The sequence below is a fragment of the Noviherbaspirillum sp. ST9 genome (genome assembly GCF_048799745.1).
Classification (GTDB): domain Bacteria; phylum Pseudomonadota; class Gammaproteobacteria; order Burkholderiales; family Burkholderiaceae_D; genus Noviherbaspirillum.
Map to the genome: position 1 here is coordinate 239,112 of NZ_JBLWFR010000006.1, position 16,416 is coordinate 255,527.

At 58.2% G+C, this 16,416-nt stretch carries 10 protein-coding genes; 3 read left to right on the top strand and 7 right to left on the bottom strand.

Going from position 1 to position 16,416, the window contains the following annotated elements:
- Nucleotides 1-22: 22 nt before the first annotated feature.
- Nucleotides 23-2,524, top strand: a complete 2,502-nt coding sequence (gene gyrB / locus ACNOHI_RS15500) for a DNA topoisomerase (ATP-hydrolyzing) subunit B (protein ID WP_420475580.1) — start codon at nucleotides 23-25, stop codon at nucleotides 2,522-2,524.
- Nucleotides 2,525-2,595: 71 nt separating this feature from the next.
- Here the strand turns inward: gyrB and ACNOHI_RS15505 are convergent, their stop codons facing one another.
- The 3 genes from ACNOHI_RS15505 to ACNOHI_RS15515 form a co-directional block, all read right to left on the bottom strand.
- Complete coding sequence (locus ACNOHI_RS15505) at nucleotides 2,596-4,563, bottom strand: DUF2075 domain-containing protein (protein WP_420475581.1); 1,968 nt, start codon at nucleotides 4,561-4,563, stop codon at nucleotides 2,596-2,598.
- Nucleotides 4,563-4,787 (bottom strand): helix-turn-helix domain-containing protein, encoded by a 225-nt coding sequence (locus ACNOHI_RS15510; protein WP_420475582.1) that lies wholly within the window; start codon nucleotides 4,785-4,787, stop codon nucleotides 4,563-4,565. The genes ACNOHI_RS15505 and ACNOHI_RS15510 overlap by 1 nt, the downstream gene beginning before the upstream one ends.
- Before the next feature lie 179 nt (nucleotides 4,788-4,966).
- Nucleotides 4,967-6,526 (bottom strand): Na+/H+ antiporter, encoded by a 1,560-nt coding sequence (locus ACNOHI_RS15515; RefSeq protein ID WP_420475583.1) that lies wholly within the window; start codon nucleotides 6,524-6,526, stop codon nucleotides 4,967-4,969.
- A gap of 151 nt (nucleotides 6,527-6,677) precedes the next feature.
- On the opposite strand from ACNOHI_RS15515, the gene ACNOHI_RS15520 reads away from it, so the two are divergent.
- Both ACNOHI_RS15520 and ACNOHI_RS15525 read left to right on the top strand, forming a co-directional pair.
- Nucleotides 6,678-7,715, top strand: a complete 1,038-nt coding sequence (locus tag ACNOHI_RS15520) for a histone deacetylase family protein (RefSeq protein ID WP_420475584.1) — start codon at nucleotides 6,678-6,680, stop codon at nucleotides 7,713-7,715.
- A 48-nt stretch (nucleotides 7,716-7,763) separates the two neighbouring features.
- On the top strand, nucleotides 7,764-9,014 hold the full coding sequence (locus ACNOHI_RS15525) for an NAD(P)/FAD-dependent oxidoreductase (protein ID WP_420475585.1): 1,251 nt from the start codon (nucleotides 7,764-7,766) through the stop codon (nucleotides 9,012-9,014).
- On the opposite strand, the gene ACNOHI_RS15530 is transcribed toward ACNOHI_RS15525, so the two are convergent.
- The 4 genes from ACNOHI_RS15530 to ACNOHI_RS15545 all read right to left on the bottom strand — a co-directional run bounded on the left by ACNOHI_RS15530 (nucleotide 9,011) and on the right by ACNOHI_RS15545 (nucleotide 16,383).
- Nucleotides 9,011-9,448, bottom strand: a complete 438-nt coding sequence (locus tag ACNOHI_RS15530; protein ID WP_420475586.1) for a lysozyme inhibitor LprI family protein — start codon at nucleotides 9,446-9,448, stop codon at nucleotides 9,011-9,013. The two genes, ACNOHI_RS15525 and ACNOHI_RS15530, sit on opposite strands and share 4 nt — an antisense overlap.
- Entirely contained in the window at nucleotides 9,429-10,871 is a 1,443-nt protein-coding gene (locus ACNOHI_RS15535; protein ID WP_420475587.1) for a LysM peptidoglycan-binding domain-containing protein, read from the bottom strand. Before ACNOHI_RS15535 ends, ACNOHI_RS15530 begins: the two co-directional genes overlap by 20 nt.
- Nucleotides 10,872-10,881: 10 nt before the next feature.
- On the bottom strand, nucleotides 10,882-13,578 hold the full coding sequence (locus ACNOHI_RS15540) for a type VI secretion system Vgr family protein (RefSeq protein WP_420475588.1): 2,697 nt from the start codon (nucleotides 13,576-13,578) through the stop codon (nucleotides 10,882-10,884).
- A gap of 90 nt (nucleotides 13,579-13,668) precedes the next feature.
- Complete coding sequence (locus ACNOHI_RS15545) at nucleotides 13,669-16,383, bottom strand: bifunctional diguanylate cyclase/phosphodiesterase (RefSeq protein ID WP_420475589.1); 2,715 nt, start codon at nucleotides 16,381-16,383, stop codon at nucleotides 13,669-13,671.
- Between the last annotated feature and the right edge of the window lie 33 nt (nucleotides 16,384-16,416).

A 16,416-nucleotide genomic window follows, 5' to 3' on the forward strand; every position in this document is an offset into this window, starting at 1 on the left:
CGTTTCGTTTTAGAAGGTAGCCATGTCCGCACTCCCCCAAGAAGCACCGCGTGAGCAACAACCGACCAGCTCGTACAGCGCATCCTCGATCCAGATCCTCGAAGGCCTCGAAGCAGTCCGCAAGCGCCCAGGCATGTACATCGGCGACACCTCCGACGGCACGGGCCTGCACCACCTCGTATTCGAAGTGCTCGACAACTCCATCGACGAAGCACTCGCCGGCCACTGCACCGAGATCCACGTCACCATCCACTCCGACAACTCGATCTCCATCACCGACAACGGCCGCGGCATTCCGACCGGCATCAAGTGGGACGACAAGCACGATCCCAAGCGCAGCGCCGCAGAGATTGTGATGACAGAGCTGCACGCCGGCGGAAAGTTCGACCAGAACTCGTACAAAGTCTCCGGCGGCCTGCACGGCGTGGGCGTCTCTTGCGTGAACGCACTCTCCAAGCTCTTGCGCCTGACCGTCCGCCGCGATGGCAAAGTGCACCAGATGGAATTCTCCAAGGGCGTGGTCCAGAACCGCGAACTCGAAGTCCAGGACGGCGTGCAGATTTCACCGATCAAGGTCACCGGCGAAACCGACAAGCGCGGCACCGAAGTCCACTTCTGGGCCGACGAAGAAATCTTCACGCACGTCGAATTCCACTACGACATCCTCGCCAAGCGCATCCGCGAACTCTCGTTCCTGAACAACGGCGTGCACATCAAGCTCACCGACCAGCGCACCGGCAAGGAAGAAGACTTCGCGTTCGAAGGCGGCACCCGCGGCTTCGTTGAGTACATCAACAAGAACAAGAGCGTCCTGCACCCGACGATCTTCCAGGCCACCGGCGAGAAGGTCTCCGAGCAAGGCACCATGATCGGCGTCGACGTCTCCATGCAATGGAACGACGCCTTCAACGAACAGGTCCTCTGCTTCACCAACAACATCCCGCAGCGCGACGGCGGCACCCACCTCACCGGCCTGCGCGCAGCGATGACCCGCGTCATCAACAAGTACATCGAAGAAAACGACTTCGCCAAGAAAGCCAAGGTCGAAATCTCCGGCGACGACATGCGCGAAGGCCTCACCTGCGTGCTCTCCGTCAAGGTCCCCGAGCCCAAGTTCAGCTCCCAGACCAAGGACAAGCTCGTGTCGTCCGAAGTGCGCGGCCCCGTCGAGGAAATCGTCGCCAAGACGCTCACCGACTTCCTGATGGAAAAGCCGAACGACGCCAAGATCATCTGCGGCAAGATCGTCGAAGCCGCCCGCGCGCGCGAAGCCGCCCGCAAAGCACGCGAACTGACCCGCCGCAAGGGCATCATGGACGGCCTCGGCCTCTCCGCCAAGCTGGCCGACTGCCAGGAAAAAGACCCCGCCCTGTGCGAGCTCTACATCGTCGAGGGTGACTCCGCAGGCGGCTCCGCCAAGCAGGGCCGCGACCGCAAGTTCCAGGCGATCCTCCCGCTGCGCGGCAAGGTGCTCAACGTCGAAAAAGCCCGCTTCGAAAAGATGCTCTCCTCCGAGCAGATCACGACGCTCATCGCCACCCTCGGCACCAGCATCGGCCCGGACGAATTCAACGTCGAGAAGCTGCGCTACCACCGCATCATCATCATGACCGACGCGGACGTCGACGGCGCCCACATCCGCACCCTGCTGCTCACGCTGCTGTACCGCCAGATGCCCGCCCTCGTCGAGCGCGGCCACGTCTACATCGCACAGCCGCCGCTCTACAAGGTCAAGCACGGCAAGGACGAGCGCTACCTCAAGGACGACGTCGAAGAGGCCAGCTACATGATGAAGGTCGCGCTCAACGACGCCGCCATCATCCCGACCGAAAACGCGCAACCCATCGTCGGCGAAGCCCTGTCCGAACTGGTCCGCCAGTACAACACCGCCAACGCCATCATCATGCGCCTCGCGCGCGCGATGGACGAGGCAGCGCTGTCGGCCATCATGACCGGCGTCACGCTCAACCTCGACAACGCCGAGAACGCCGAGACCTCGGCCCAGGCACTGGCCAAGGCCATCAACGACCCGGCCGTCGAAGTCGTGGTGAAGTCGGACGAACTCTCTGCCAAGCACATGCTGCGCATCCAGCGCCGCCACTTCGGCAACCTGAAGGTCAGCGTCATCGACGCCGACTTCATCCACGGCCCCGACTACCAGGTGCTGTCGGCCGCCGCCGCCACCTTCAAGGGCCTGATCGGCCCGGGCGCACTAGTCCGCCGCGGCCAGGGCGACAAGGCCAAGGAAATCGCGATCCGCGACTTCCACGAAGCGATGAACTGGCTGCGCGACGAAGCCGAGCGCGGCGTGTCCAAGCAGCGCTACAAGGGGCTGGGTGAAATGAATCCGGAACAGCTGTGGGAAACCACGATGGATCCGACGGTGCGCCGGTTGTTGAAGGTGCAGATTGAGGATGCGATTGCAGCGGATCAGATTTTCACGACGCTGATGGGGGATGATGTGGAGCCGCGTCGGGCGTTTATTGAGACTAATGCGCTGCAGGCGGGGAATATTGACGTTTGATGTTCCTACGGCGTTGAACAAAATGGGCTCCTTGCGAGCCCATTTTTAATTGATCGTTTCGATTGAAATAATCAAGATTCGAGAGCCTGGACGCCACATCTGATTAGATAGCTGTACGTTTCGTCGTAGTGCTGAGGAGGCCTAGTTGGATCTTCAAGCTCACCTCGCGGGACAAAGATTGCCATGCCTTGGCGAGCGCGTGTGAGGAGTACTCGGTAAGCATTCTCCAAGTAACGTTTTTGTGCTGAGCGATTTCGTTGTTTCCAACTCGATCCAGTAAATTTCCAATGCTCGAAGGCTCCCTGGTTATAGCGGAAATCTGCATCCCATCCAATCAGGCACCAGTCGAGCTCGAGACCTTGAATATCAAACTCAGTGGCAACGTCCTCTAAGAAGTGACAAGAACGTACGTCCTCAGGTTCATTTAGAAACCAGTCGGCGGCAGAAATTTTGTTCTTCACAAAGATGCCATCCGGTTTTAACCGCGCGCCGCCCGAGGACGCGATTACGCCTTTGGTTTCATTTGCTCGGGCGCGATCTTTTATCCATGTACGGGCTTTTTTGATGTCTCGTGTAACGACAATTGGGAATCGACTTCTGAACGATGCGTAACAAGCTGCAGCACGATCGGGTTGGTTCTCGATCAAATAATGAATCATGTGAGAAAGGCGCTCGGCTTTGAAGGACCGCATTGACGTCGCAAGGTGCATGGCAACTCTAGATCTCGCATGCTGAATGCCATTGATTTCTACGTCACCGCCCGCATATTCTGCTTGCTTCAACTTGTCCGAGTAATAGACATGCCAATTGTTGAAGCGGCTGCGAATAGCATCAATCCAACCCTTGAGTCCGGCCTCTCCAGTATTAATCTCTTGACCGCCACCAATTAATGCAATGATGACGCACCAATCGGGATGTCGGTTCATGACGCTAATTAGGAACTCTGGCTCTGATTGATCAAAGCTTCTTTGTCCACGCTTCTGAACCATGAATTTCGCGGTGCTTTCCGCATCCCAAGCTCGTTGTGCCTCATCAAAAATGACGACCCGTTCGGGTGGCGCTTTTCCCGGATTCAAGAGTGCCTCGTCTCTGAACTTGTGAATGTTTTGAATTCGCGCGGCTGCCTTACGTAGTTCTACTTCTTTGCTCGCGTTGGAATTTCGGTCTTTTGCGTCACGTGCCAGTGCTTCCGTCAGCACGTCGACCAGCGGACCGTTTCCGGACAAGAAAACTGCGTGTTCGTCATCGTCGATATTGACGCTCGTCGTTGCAATGTTTAACCCAACTAGCGTCTTTCCTGCGCCCGGCACTCCTGTCACAAAGCAGATTACTTTCTGCTTTTCTTCGCGAGCTCTATGGACGATATCCAGTATTGCCGATGACGTGACATGAAGGTTATGTGCTCCGGCGTCGTTGCGGGCAATGTCCGCAACATCATGATTGGCGTAGAGCGCTTGTGCTGCCTCAACGATGGTTGGTGTCGGCTTGTAGGCAGATTCGAACCAATATTGGAAATCGATTGGGGCTGGTTCGCGTATCGTACGGACACAATGCGTAAGTGCCTCCTGCAAGGTCTTGGCGCTAACGCGCAGTGGCGAATGGACATGATCTACCGGTTGCGAAAGTGCGAGCTGATACGCAGGTGCCTCAGTTGCTACTAGAAGCGGGACAATGGTCTTGTTATGGCTACCTTCATGAAAATGATGAAGGTCGATTGCGTAGCCGTGGGTTTGTCGTAGATCGTGAGAATGGTACGCCTTTGCGCCAACCTTGAACTCCATTACGTAGATGATGTTCTGGTAGATCAAGACAGCATCTGCGCGACGTCCCATCCTCGGGATCTGAAGTTCAATCAGTATGTGTCCACCTTCAAAGGGCGGTAAGCATTCCTTTAAGAGTTCGATCTCCCTTTGCCACGCCCCCATTTGGAGTTGGACGATGTCTTGGCAGTGTTGCTGGCTAATCTTTCCAACAATTGAATCGACAGACTCTTGGAGGAAATCGCAGACAGTCGCAGTGTAGAAGGCACGTACTCCCATTAGCGTGCCTTTGTTTCATTGAACAACGCAGCAGGAGGAACGTTAAGCGCTTTCGCGATTCGAAAGACGTTAATCAGCCCAACGTTCCGCGTTCCACGTTCAATGCCGCTAATGTAAGTACGGTCAAGGTCGGAGAGGAGACCCAGTTCTTCTTGGCTGAGACCGCGTTCAATACGTAGTTCTCTCAAACGTAGGCCGAATGCAGTTAGCTGCTTGTCTTCCATGTTCAGTCCTGAAAATTGACTGAACGATATTCGGCTGATGAGACTTATCAGTCTACGGACTATGAGTCACACTCTGCCGGGTTTGAAGAAGGCGGGTGCGCTTATGTTGACGATGTTTTAAGCTTTTTATTGGCGCACAGTAGACGATTTGTAGGAGCAAACTACCGCTTCACTGTCCCCTACAACTGCGCCTCGCGATAATCCAGCACCTCCTCCTGATGCCGCATCACCTCATCACTGATCTCATTCTCCCGCCACAGCCGGATCAGTTCCTTGCGTTCCGCCTTGATCGCCGCTCGGCGCAGCTGCAATAACAATTCATCCTTTGGGATGAGATCCAATCCCTCCGCCGCACCCGGCGCAACGCGGTTGGCGATTTCCATCCGCAGTTCATCCGCCCACTCCGCAGGCGCCTTTGCCTGTGCCACATGGGTATCGATGGCAGCAATCGCTGCCCCATGCATGGCCGCGTGCACATGCTGCTGTTCATCATTCGTCGACCAGTCCGCGCCCACTTTCAGTTTCCGAATCAGCGGAGCCAGCGTGAGACCCTGCCCGACGAGCGTCGCGGCAATGACAAAGAAGGTGATGAAGATGATCAGGTCGCGTGCCGGGAAGGGTTCGCCGTTCGGCAGGGCGGCCGGCAGCGCCAGTGCGGCGGCGAGCGAGACGATGCCGCGCATGCCGCACCAGCTGATGATCGCCAGTTCGCGGTTGCGTGGCTTGGGCGCCTGTTCATGGAGGCTGCCGCTCAGCCAGCGCGGGAGATACGCCACCGGAAACACCCAGGCGAAGCGGACGGCGACGGCCACCAGGGTGATCACGCTTCCCAGCATGAACAGTTCGGACAGCGAATACAGGTGCAGCTTGTCCATCACGCCCGACATCTGCACGCCGATCAGGATGAAGATCAGGCTGTTGAGGATGAAGACGAGCACGTTCCAGACGGAGCGGGCCATGATCCGCATTTCCGCCGAGACGATTTCCGGCGCATACCGCCCGCGCACGAGCCCCGCCGCGACGACGGACAGCACGCCGGAGACATGCAGCGATTCGGCGGCGATGTACGCGGTATAGGGAATCGTCAGGACGGCGATGACTTCGATGAACGGATCGTGCAGGCGGCGATGGATGGCGATGTACACAAACGCCAGGATTGTCCCGATCACCACGCCGCCGGCTGACACCAGCGCAAACTGCGCACTCGCCTCCGCAAACGAAAACGCGCCGGTCAGCACGGCGGCGATCGCGAGCTTGTAGATGACCAGGCCGGACGCGTCGTTGACCAGGCTTTCGCCTTCGAGAATGGTCACGACATGGCGGGGGATGTTCAGGCGGGACAGGATGCTCGTCGCGGCCACGGCATCCGGCGGCGAGACGATGGCGCCCAGCACGAAGGCGGCGGCCCAGGGGACCGACGGCACCATGAACTTGAGCGCGAAGCCGACGGCCAGCGTGGTGGCGATGACCAGCCCGATGGCCAGCAGGCTGATCGGGCGGATGTGTGTCTTGAAGTCGGTCCATGAGGTCAGCAGCGCCGCCTGGTACAGCACCGGGGGCAGGACGATCACCAGGATGAGCTGCGGGTCGAACGGAAACTGCGGCAGGTTCGGGATCAGGCCCAGCAGCGCACCGCCCACGACCAGGGCAATCGGGTACGGCAGCTTGAATTGGCGCGCGAGCCAGCTGAGGGCGGCGGCGCAGATCATGAGCATCAGGACGAGTTCGAGCAGGAGCATGGGATATCTGTTTGAATAACTGGTCTGAAACGTGCGAAGCGCATGCCTTCCGGGAAGGACGGACCGGTTATTGTGGCAGGAATCCGTTGCTCATTGGAAATGATGTTTAATACCGGCACATGCGTTTCGACCTTGAATGCAAGAACAGCCCATGGACATCATCTACAGCCCCGACCACCACGCCCACCGCGGCGAATTCGAGTTCTACCGCGGCGAGCTCGTCCCCTGCTTCGAAAAGCCCGAGCGCGCCGACTTCATCTTCAAGGCCGTCACCGGCCACCAGATCGGTCCGGTCTCCGCACCCGACAGCTTCCCGCTCGCGCCGATCGAACGCGTGCACGCGCCCCGCTACCTGCGTTTCCTCGAGCGCGCCTGGGACAGCTGGACCGCCCTCGGCAACACGCACGACGCGATTCCTGCCGTGTGGCCGATCCGCGGGTTCCGGCATGACGTGGAGCCGGACAACTTCATTGCCCAGCTGGGCATGTACTCCTTCGACAGCGGCACGCCGTTCACCTCGGGCACCTGGCGTGCGGCGCGGCTGGGGGCTGACATCGCGCTGACGGCACAGCGGCGCATTGCGCAGGGCGCGCGTGCCGCCTTCGCCTTGTCCCGCCCGCCCGGCCACCACGCCGGTCCGGATTTCCTCGGCGGCTACTGCTTCATCAACAATGCGGCGGTCGCTGCGCAGGCCTTCCTCGACGGCGGCGCCTCGCGCGTGGCGATTCTCGATGTCGACTACCACCACGGCAACGGCACGCAATCGATCTTCTATGACCGCGCCGATGTGCTGTTCCAGTCCATTCATGGCGACCCGAAGACCGAGTACCCGTTCTATCTCGGCCACGCCGACGAAACCGGCGCCGGCCCTGGCCTTGGTTTCAACCAGAACTATCCATTGGCGGCGGGGAGCAGCAACGAACAATGGTTCGTGGCACTCGATTCCGCGTGCAAGCGCATCCGGGACTATGCGCCGGACGCGTTGGTCATTTCCCTCGGCGTGGACACCTACGTCGGCGATCCGATTTCGAAATTCCGGCTTGATGCGCCGGAATACCTGCGGTTGGGCGGACAACTCGCCGGGCTGGGATTGCCGACACTGTTTGTGATGGAGGGCGGTTATGCGGTCGAGGAGATTGGGGTGAATGTGGCGCAAGTGTTGCGCGGGTTTCGGGATGTGGCGGGTTAGGTCGGCGCGACCGCTTCGCATTCATACCAACTCACCGTCGATTCCCATATGAATTCCAACGCATCTCAGCACGTCACCGTCATCGGCGCTGGTATTGTCGGCCTGTGCGTAGCCTACGCGCTGCGCAAGGAAGGGTTCGCCGTGCGGGTCATCGATCCGGAAGAGCCTGGCTCCCAGTGCTCCTTCGGCAATGCTGGCGCGATATCCGCGGGCTCGGTCGCACCGCTGGCCATGCCCGGCATCCTCAAGAGTTCCGCGAAGATGCTGCTCGAAGCAGACAGCCCGCTGTACGTTCCGCCGCACTACTGGCTTCGCGCGGCACCGTGGCTCTGGCGCTTCGTTGCGTCGGCAACGCCGCAGCGCGTGGAGGAGATCGCAACCGCGCTGACCGACCTCTTCACCGGAGCGGTGGAGAATCATCGCGCATTAGCCAAAGAGATCGGCTGCCCCGACCGAGTGGTACAGACGGGGCAATTGCATTTGTATCGGAATGCAGCCGCCCTGGACAAGGACATGGGATCGTGGCGGCTACGAGAGCGGCACGGCGTGAAATGCGAGCGCCTGGACGCGAAGGCGATCCGCGACCTTGAGCCTGCAGTAAGCAGCGATTACACACTGGCGATGTTCATGCCCGAACAAGGCGCGGTGACGAATCCGTTCGCCTATGCACACGCAATTGCGGAGGCGGCGCGGCAACGCGGTGTGGATTTCGTGCGTGATCGCGTGCGGATGCTGGCGCCTCATGCAGGCGGCTGGAAGGTGCAGGGTGTGGAGCGCACGTACCAATCGAATCTGGTAGTCATGGCCGCCGGCGTGTGGTCGGCTGAGTTGCTAAGGCCGTTGGGACTGCGTCTCCCGTTGGAGAGCCAGCGCGGTTATCACCTGCACGTGGCGTCGCCAAACATCGCGATTGGGCGTCCGATTGTGTTTGCAGACCGAAAGGTGTTTGCGGTGCCGATGGAGCATGGGTTGCGGATTTCCGGGACGGTGGAGTTTGGCGGACTGGAGATGCCGCCGACCGCTCGGCGTGCTGAGGCACTAGGCGAGGCTGCAGTTCAGGGGTTGCCGGGGCTGGCGTTAAATGCGCCAACGATGTGGATGGGGCATCGGCCTTGTTTGCCGGATTCGTTGCCGGTGTTAGGGCCGGTTAGTAGACTGCCTGGGTTGTGGTGCGCATTTGGGCATGGGCATCTGGGGGTTACTGGGTCGGTGAATACTGGGCGGTGGATTGCACAAGCGCTCGCAAACAAAATGCCTCTCGAGCGATTTGTGAGGTATTCGCTGGCGCGCTTCTATTAGTCGTAGTCCTTCGAATAGGTGAAATTCTTCCTCTTCGCCAAATTGATGTTTCCGATAAATTCCTTAAGTTCGTCTGCACGTTGGTCTGTTAGTTCAACAATGCACATGTCGTGAGCTACGCCATTGCAGGATCCGTTTCGATTACAGCCGCTCTCTTCTTGCACTTGATAACATTTTTTGTCACGCCATTTAATCCATTCTCTTTGTACGGTGCGCAATGTTTCTTTCGCATCGTTATCCAGTTTGGAAATTAGCGAACGATAGTTTGTGTTAAGGGATCGATCAGAGTCTTTGAATTCCAAACACGACTCATTATTTACTAACGGAGTCTTCCCAAGATCGCAAGTTGCGAAAGCGAATGGAGACACTAGGAAGAATGAAAATCCGATGTATATGCACAAGCGTTGAATACTGTTAGTAAGTCGAAAGATCATATAAGTCCTCTGCGAGAAATCCTAGTTTGTCCTCAAGCAATAGCCGCGCGCGCTTCGATTCTTCTTTGTGAAATTTTACTTTTCCAACCTTTCCATCTGCGTCTGCCACAGCTTTGACGCAGCGCGTTTCATCCTCGGAGTTCTCAAACGGTAATGTAACGCCTAGTTCACCTGCAACTCGGTATATCAATGTGGCTAGTTTCGACTTCGTGCCACCGCGAACCGCACACGCTGTGACAAATGCCAGTCCGAGTGCGGACCTTACTTTGTTTTTCTTGGCAAGGCCAATAATGGGGTTGAAAAACATCTCTACTGCACAGTCTAACTGCGCCTCTTGGAAGTCCAGTTCATTTCCTGCCTCTAGAAATCGCTGCTTCCATGTTCCCGTCCATATATCAGTCGGCATTTCGCTCGGGTTTGCAGGGATTGGTTGAACGCGCTTTCCGCGGATCTCTCTGTGTGCAGGAAGGTCAGATTTGCCATCGCCGTCCTTGTCCTGCTCTGAAAGAGTCTTCATTTCTTTTCCTTTGGCGGTCGCTCTTATTTCTTCCCAATACGCTTGGCCACATAACGGAATCGAGTTGTCGCCCCGTAAATCAGGGCGGCCATCACTAGTTAGTGTAATAAGGGACTGTGCGATTTCCTTGTTTCCGCCGCCGAAAATTTGAACGAATTTCGAAGAATTTTTTTCCTGCAGTTTCTTTAACAGGATTCCAATGTTTCCTGAGTCCTGCGTGTACTGGATTACCCCGTATGAAAGACCGATATGCACGATACGTGAGTAGCCTGTTTCAATTCCCTTTTTTCCAAACTTTCTTCCAATGAATTCTGTATCTGGGTTGACACTGCCGAATCCGTCTGCATTCATCTCGCAGCAAGCCACAGCAGCTACAATCTGTTTCCTTTCGTTTTCGGTAAGCCGTACCCCGGAAAAGGTCACAACATGTGGTTCTTTGTTTAAGGTCTCTTTGATTTTCTCAGTCACCTCGCTGATTTTTTTGCTTCCTTTGCTCGATTTTTTTGCGGCTGGTGCCGGCGAAGGTTTTGCTCCTGAGTCTTGCGGTGTGAGCTGTACTTTTTCCGATTTCTGAATGTGCTCGTCGGCTTCTTTCGCGCGTAGCCTTTCAAGTAATTCATCCAACCATTCAAACGAAATCCACTTAAACTTGAATTGGCCCTCATGCTCGTGTCTTTCAGCGCTTCCAGAATTCGCCTTTGCCGGTTGCTTGCTTGATTTTTTCGGCTTTTCGGGGCTTGCGGCAGCTTGTCGGATTCGATTGCTCGGAATTAAAAGGACGTGGCCGGGTTGAAGGTGTTTCGGATTCGATATGCCGTTCTTAGTTTGCAATTCCTGTGCGTTTACAGAATAGCGAGTGGCAATTGACGACAGCGTTTCTCCGCTTCGTACAACATGTTTGTTCATCCCTTGACCTCTAAGAAATTCGCTTCAGGATCTCAATTTTTCCAACGGCTGGTGCATCTGATTCGAGTACTTTTGTCGCTCCATACCGATCAGTGGTGCCTTCTATAACCTCTCCAGTTTTCATCCATATTCGATAGGGGCGGTTTTTTAAGATATGACCATCTTCGTCCGATAGCACAACAAGTTGGGTATTTTTCTTTATCGCTCTAAGATCGGTACTTGGTAGGGCTGGGAATACAGCTGCTGTCGTTGCAGGTCCGGTCAAGTTCTTCACACTGCCATGAATGTTCACCGGCCCCGGTGCCTTCAACGTAATCTGCCCATTACCAACTTCAATCTGACATCCCCCTGCAGTAAGTCGAATACTCTTCGGAGCAGTGATATCGATATGTCCGTCAACAGACGTAACCTTGATATCCTTCTTCGCGATCGCCTCGATCTCATCATCCTGCGCCTGGATCTGCACCTTGCCCTTGCCGGCGAAGAGCTTGATGCCGGACTTGGCGACGAAGACGCTCCATGCTTCTTTGATTGCCATCGACAGCTTGTTGCCGACTGCGATGTTTGTGTCCTGTTGGCTTGATAGGTGAATGTGTTCGCCCGTTGCTATCTCATGTGACTTGGGTGTCGCGCTCACGATGCCCGCCGGGCTGGAGAACGCGAGGAGCGGTTCTTCGTAGCCGGGCACTTCCGCCTTCTGTCCTGTGCCGCCTTGCTGTGTGTACGTCTTGCTGGCGACCTTGATCAGCCGTTCCGCTTCCTCGTTCGCTTCCAGCGGATCGGCGTTGTGGTCCTTCGCCGCATCGGATAGCAACTTCGACAGTTCCAGGTTGCTCGCCAGCTGGTTGGCCAGCTCCTTGCTGTCCAGATGCGTGCTGTTTTCATTGTTCCTGGCTTCGGTGCTGATGAGCATGCCTCGGCCTGCGCGGAGGGCGCCGTACTGGTCGGTCCTTAGCTCGAATCCCTCGCCCCTCGGTTCTCCTTTTCCATCCCTGCGCGGATGAACGAGATAGCCTTGATTGAGTGAGGTCTTTCCATGGTCAGTGGCAGTACGAATGCGCTGCTCATTCGTGCTGTCATCCCACACGATCTCATTCAGCCCCCGTCCCTTATACATCTTGCTCTTGATGCCAGACAGCGCCTTGTTGCCTGGAAGATTGCCGGCATCAGTGAACGCCGCAGGACGATGTGTGCCGTTGTAGACGGATCCAGTGACAATGGGCCGGTCGATGTCGCCGTTGATGAACTGAATTAAGACTTCGTCGCCGATCCTCGGAATCCATACCTGTCCGTAGTGGCTGCCGGTCCACGGTTGCGCAACCCGGATCCAGAGCGAATCCTTGTCCGTGCCGCTGGCACCCGCGCCTTCGGCAAAGGCATGGTCAAGGCTGCGGGTGAACGGCATCCTGACCTTGATGCAGCCGTACTCGTTGACGTGGATTTCCTCGCCGGGTGGGCCGACGACGACGGCAGTCAGCAGTGTCGGGGCGACCGGCTTTGAATGTTCGGTGGTGCTGAAGGCAGGGATGATGGGGATATGGCGGCGGGTGGCATCGAAGTCGGTACGGAATACGGGTTCATTGCCCTTGTCTTCCTGCAACAGATTGTTGCGGGCAAACAGCCGGGTACGCAGTACCGTGAATTGCCGGTCCTCGGGCGCATCCTGATCGTGCACCGGATGGTCGGCCAGTTCGAAATACCTGCCTACCGTCAGTTCGCGGTGGCTGCCGCTGCCGTTGAAGGTCTTGCTGGCGAATTCATGCGCGCCGATGCGCAGCTTGCCGTAGCGCGCGTAATCATCCTCATCATTGGCGCTGTGGTGCGGTTCGTAACGCACGTCTTCCAGCGTGCTGGCGAGCTTTTCGCCGTGTTCGCCCTGGTCGATGCCGGCGCCATCCTGCTGGGTGCTGGTGACGACAGACTTGTAGTCGTAACTCGCGCGTTCGGTGCCGCCGGGCTGCAAGGTCCGCACGCCCTGCCATGCGGTGATGCTGTCTTCGGATTCGGTGCCATCGTCGCGGTGGAAGCGTACTTTGTCCGCAGAAGCAGATTCCAGTACCGACACATCGTCGAACAGCACCAGCGTCAGTTTCGGGTGTTCGCCCGGCACGCCGGCCTCGCCATGCTCGAAATACCAGCTGATCCCCTCCTGCGCGAGCCAGCGGCAAATGAATGCGGTGTCGGATTCGTTGTACTGGGTGACCCAGGACTGGGCGGGATGTTCGCCCATGCAGCGGTCGTCGAGGTCGAAGCAGGAGGCCAGCACGGGATTGTTCTGGCGGTGCTCTTGCAGCAGCACATCGACAAACTCCAGAACGGACAGGTCCTGGAACACGCGGCTGTTGACGCGGCGGGACAGCACGGCGAAGGGATCCTGCAGGGTGAGCACATAGCGGGTGAAGCCGCCGTCGGAGCCGGCGAATTCGGCACGGGTGACCAGGCCGCACAGGGCACGCTCTTCGCCGCCATCGGTCAGCAGGGAGACCTGGACCGGCAAGCCGATGAACTGCTTCAGTTCCAGGTGCGCATCGGAAGACAGGCAGGTCAGGGTGTAGGTGAAGCCTTCAGACACCGCTTCGTCGCCGGACAGTTCCTGCGGCAAGAGCACGCCATCCTCGATGCTGGAGCCGGGCGCAAACGACAGCGTGAACAGGCGGCCGGACTGGGTGAAGGCTAGCGCCTCGGAGAAGGGGAAATCGGCGGGCATTGATTGTCTTTTTGGAAAGAAATCGAGACCGCCGACAATAGCGCAAAATTGGCAAAATGGCAATAAAACGAGGCCATGCCCGAGAGGATGTCAAGTTGTCGAGGGGAAAAACCAGCGCGGCAGGATGGGTTGTGTTTTCGACGGCGGCAGAGGCCGGGAAATGAAGAAGCCTTGCACCTCGTCGCACCGCAATTGCTTGAGCGCGACGATCTGCTCGATGGTTTCGACGCCTTCCGCGACGACGCGCATGCCGAGCGCGTGCGCCATGGTGATGATGGCGGTGATGAGGGCCATGCCTTCCTTTGAGTCCTTCATCCCGGCCGTGAACGCACGATCCACCTTGATCACGTCGAAGTCCAGCCGCTGCAGCTGCGAGAGCGATGAATAGCCGGTGCCGAAATCGTCCACCAGCAGCTTGATGCCCGTGGCCTGGATGGCTTGCAGGCATTCGACGACGTTGTGGCCTTCTTCGATCATCGACGATTCGGTCAGCTCGATTTCGATCAGCGCCGGGTCAACCTTGTAGCGTTCCAGGCAGGTCGACAGCAATTTGGCGACATTCGATTCGCGGAACTGGCGGGCGGAGACATTGATGGATACGGGCACCAGTTCCTGGCCCTGCTCTGCCCAGTAGGCGACCTGAGCGAAGACCTTTTCGATGACCTGTTCGCCGAGCCGGATGATGAGGCCGGTTTCTTCCGCGAGGGGGATGAACTCGTTCGGTCCGACTACACCGCGCGTCGGATGCGCCCAGCGTACCAGCGCTTCCATGCTGGAGGTGACCCCGGTCGAGACGTCGACGCGCGGCTGGTAGTACATGACGAACTGGTCGTGGTCGAGTGCATAGTGCAGTTCGGCTTCGCTGCGGTGCCGTTCGCGGATGGCTTCCGAGTAGCGCGGGTCGAAAAAGCGGTAGGTGCCCTTGCCGTCCGATTTGACGGAATACATGGCGATGTCGGCATTGTTGAGCAGGGTGTTGGCGTCGGCGCCGTCGATCGGATAGAGGCTGATGCCGATCGATGCCCCGATGGCGCGCACGCCCTGGTTGACCTTGAAGGCGCTGCCGAAGGCGTCGAGGATGCGGTCGGCGACCTGGGCGGCGTCGAACGCATGTCCTATCCGCTCGAGGATCACCAGGAATTCGTCGCCGCCGATGCGCACGACATGGTCCTGGGGCCGCGTCGCGTCCTTGAGGCGTTGCGCGGCGTTGCGCAGGATTTCGTCGCCGGCGTTGTGACCCATCGTGTCGTTGACGGCTTTGAAGCCGTCGAGGTCGATGAACAGCAAGGCGAGCATCCTGCGGGCGGCTGCCGCCTGTTCCACCGCCTGCGGGAGGAAGGAGTTGAGCCAGTGGCGGTTGGGCAGGCCGGTGAGTGCGTCCTCGTTGCCGCGGCGTTCGAGTTCGGCGACGTGCGACTTGAGATCGGTGATGTCACGCAGGGTAATGGCGAGGTCGTCGTTGGGTCGCGAGATCCGGATATGCAGCCAGCGAGGGCCGCCTTCGAGGCCGAGGCTCGCCAGCTCGGATTCGCCCTCGTAAAACCGGGTTTTCATCGCGCGGCACAGCATGCGCATCGTCTGTTCGACTGCGGCGCCCTGGTACATCCAGGATATGCGTTGTCCGATCAGCTCTTCGCGGCGGTAGCGCAGTAGGTTGGCGCCGCGTTCGTTGCAGTCGGTGATTTCAAAGTCGTCCACGTTGCCCTTGGGATCCCGCAAGGCGCGCGCGATGAGAAAGCCGTCATTGCCGACTTCGGTCGCGCGCCGGTAGGTCTCCTGCATGGAACGCATCTGCTGCCGCCGCCAGACGATGTGCAGCGAGACAAGCATGGCCGCGAGGGTGAGCAGGGCGAGGACCACGCTCGCTCCAATGCCGCGGTTGATGGTTTCACGGCGCGCCTCGCGGTAGGGAGCCAGTTCGGTTTCTCGATCGAGACCGGCGACGGTGATCATCTTGTATCCGGATGTCGCACTCCAGCCGACGTAACGTGTGCGGCGGTCGGTGAACCATTCGTTGCCTTCCAGCATGGCGCTGCCCGCAGGTTCATGGAAGGGGAGCTCCCGCATCACCGCTGTCTTGCTTCCGTGCGGCAGGAAGATTTCGTTGCCGATTCGTGCAAGGCGGATCACCTTGTCGGCGCTCAGGATGCCAATGAAGCCGAGTTGCCGCAGCGCGACTTCGTCATAGCCGGAGGTGAAGTAATCCGGCACAACGGACACGAGCACGATGCCCTGGAATGACCCGTTGGCGTCTTCCAGCCGCCGCGAGAACGGAACCACCGGCGTGCGCGAAAAATTGCCGATGCGCGCCGTGCCGATATAGAACTCGTTGCTGCGGTCCAGATGCACCTGGAAGTACGGCTCCGTCGAAATGTTCACGCGGTGCGCCTCGGGGATGGTGCTGGTGCGCAGATTGCCGTCCGCATCGATGATGCTGACGTAAAAGCCGGCCCTTTCCGTGAAGAGACCGGTACCGCCCATCTTCTCCAGCTTGAAGCTGTTACCGCCCAGCTCCCATCCGCTCTTGACGTACAGCGTGATCTGGTCGACGGCCTCGAGGGCGCGGAACAGGTGCTGCGCATACGCGCGGCTCAGCGTCTCCGCTTCGCGCAGCGCGGCTTGTTCCGCATCGATTTTTTCCGCATCGAGATGTGTGACGAGGAAGTGCCAGCCGATGAGGCCGAGGATGATCGACTTGAGGGGCCAGAAGAGCAGAAGGCCGAGGTTCTTCTTGAGAAATTGCCAATCACCAAGAAGCGACCTCTGCCGGGATGACCTGCCATCGGAGAGTGTGTCCGTCACCATGAAGTGGTCCGAAACTGTAAATGGACGTCGACC

Coding starts and splice junctions, on each gene's coding strand:
- ACNOHI_RS15540 (WP_420475588.1), bottom strand. CDS start 13,578: ATGCCCGCCGATTTCCCCTTCTCCGAGGCGCTAGCCTTCACCCAGTCC.
- ACNOHI_RS15535 (WP_420475587.1), bottom strand. CDS start 10,871: ATGAACAAACATGTTGTACGAAGCGGAGAAACGCTGTCGTCAATTGCC.
- ACNOHI_RS15515 (WP_420475583.1), bottom strand. CDS start 6,526: ATGCTCCTGCTCGAACTCGTCCTGATGCTCATGATCTGCGCCGCCGCC.
- ACNOHI_RS15510 (WP_420475582.1), bottom strand. CDS start 4,787: ATGGAAGACAAGCAGCTAACTGCATTCGGCCTACGTTTGAGAGAACTA.
- gyrB (WP_420475580.1), top strand. CDS start 23: ATGTCCGCACTCCCCCAAGAAGCACCGCGTGAGCAACAACCGACCAGC.
- ACNOHI_RS15520 (WP_420475584.1), top strand. CDS start 6,678: ATGGACATCATCTACAGCCCCGACCACCACGCCCACCGCGGCGAATTC.
- ACNOHI_RS15530 (WP_420475586.1), bottom strand. CDS start 9,448: ATGATCTTTCGACTTACTAACAGTATTCAACGCTTGTGCATATACATC.
- ACNOHI_RS15525 (WP_420475585.1), top strand. CDS start 7,764: ATGAATTCCAACGCATCTCAGCACGTCACCGTCATCGGCGCTGGTATT.
- ACNOHI_RS15505 (WP_420475581.1), bottom strand. CDS start 4,563: ATGGGAGTACGTGCCTTCTACACTGCGACTGTCTGCGATTTCCTCCAA.
- ACNOHI_RS15545 (WP_420475589.1), bottom strand. CDS start 16,383: ATGGTGACGGACACACTCTCCGATGGCAGGTCATCCCGGCAGAGGTCG.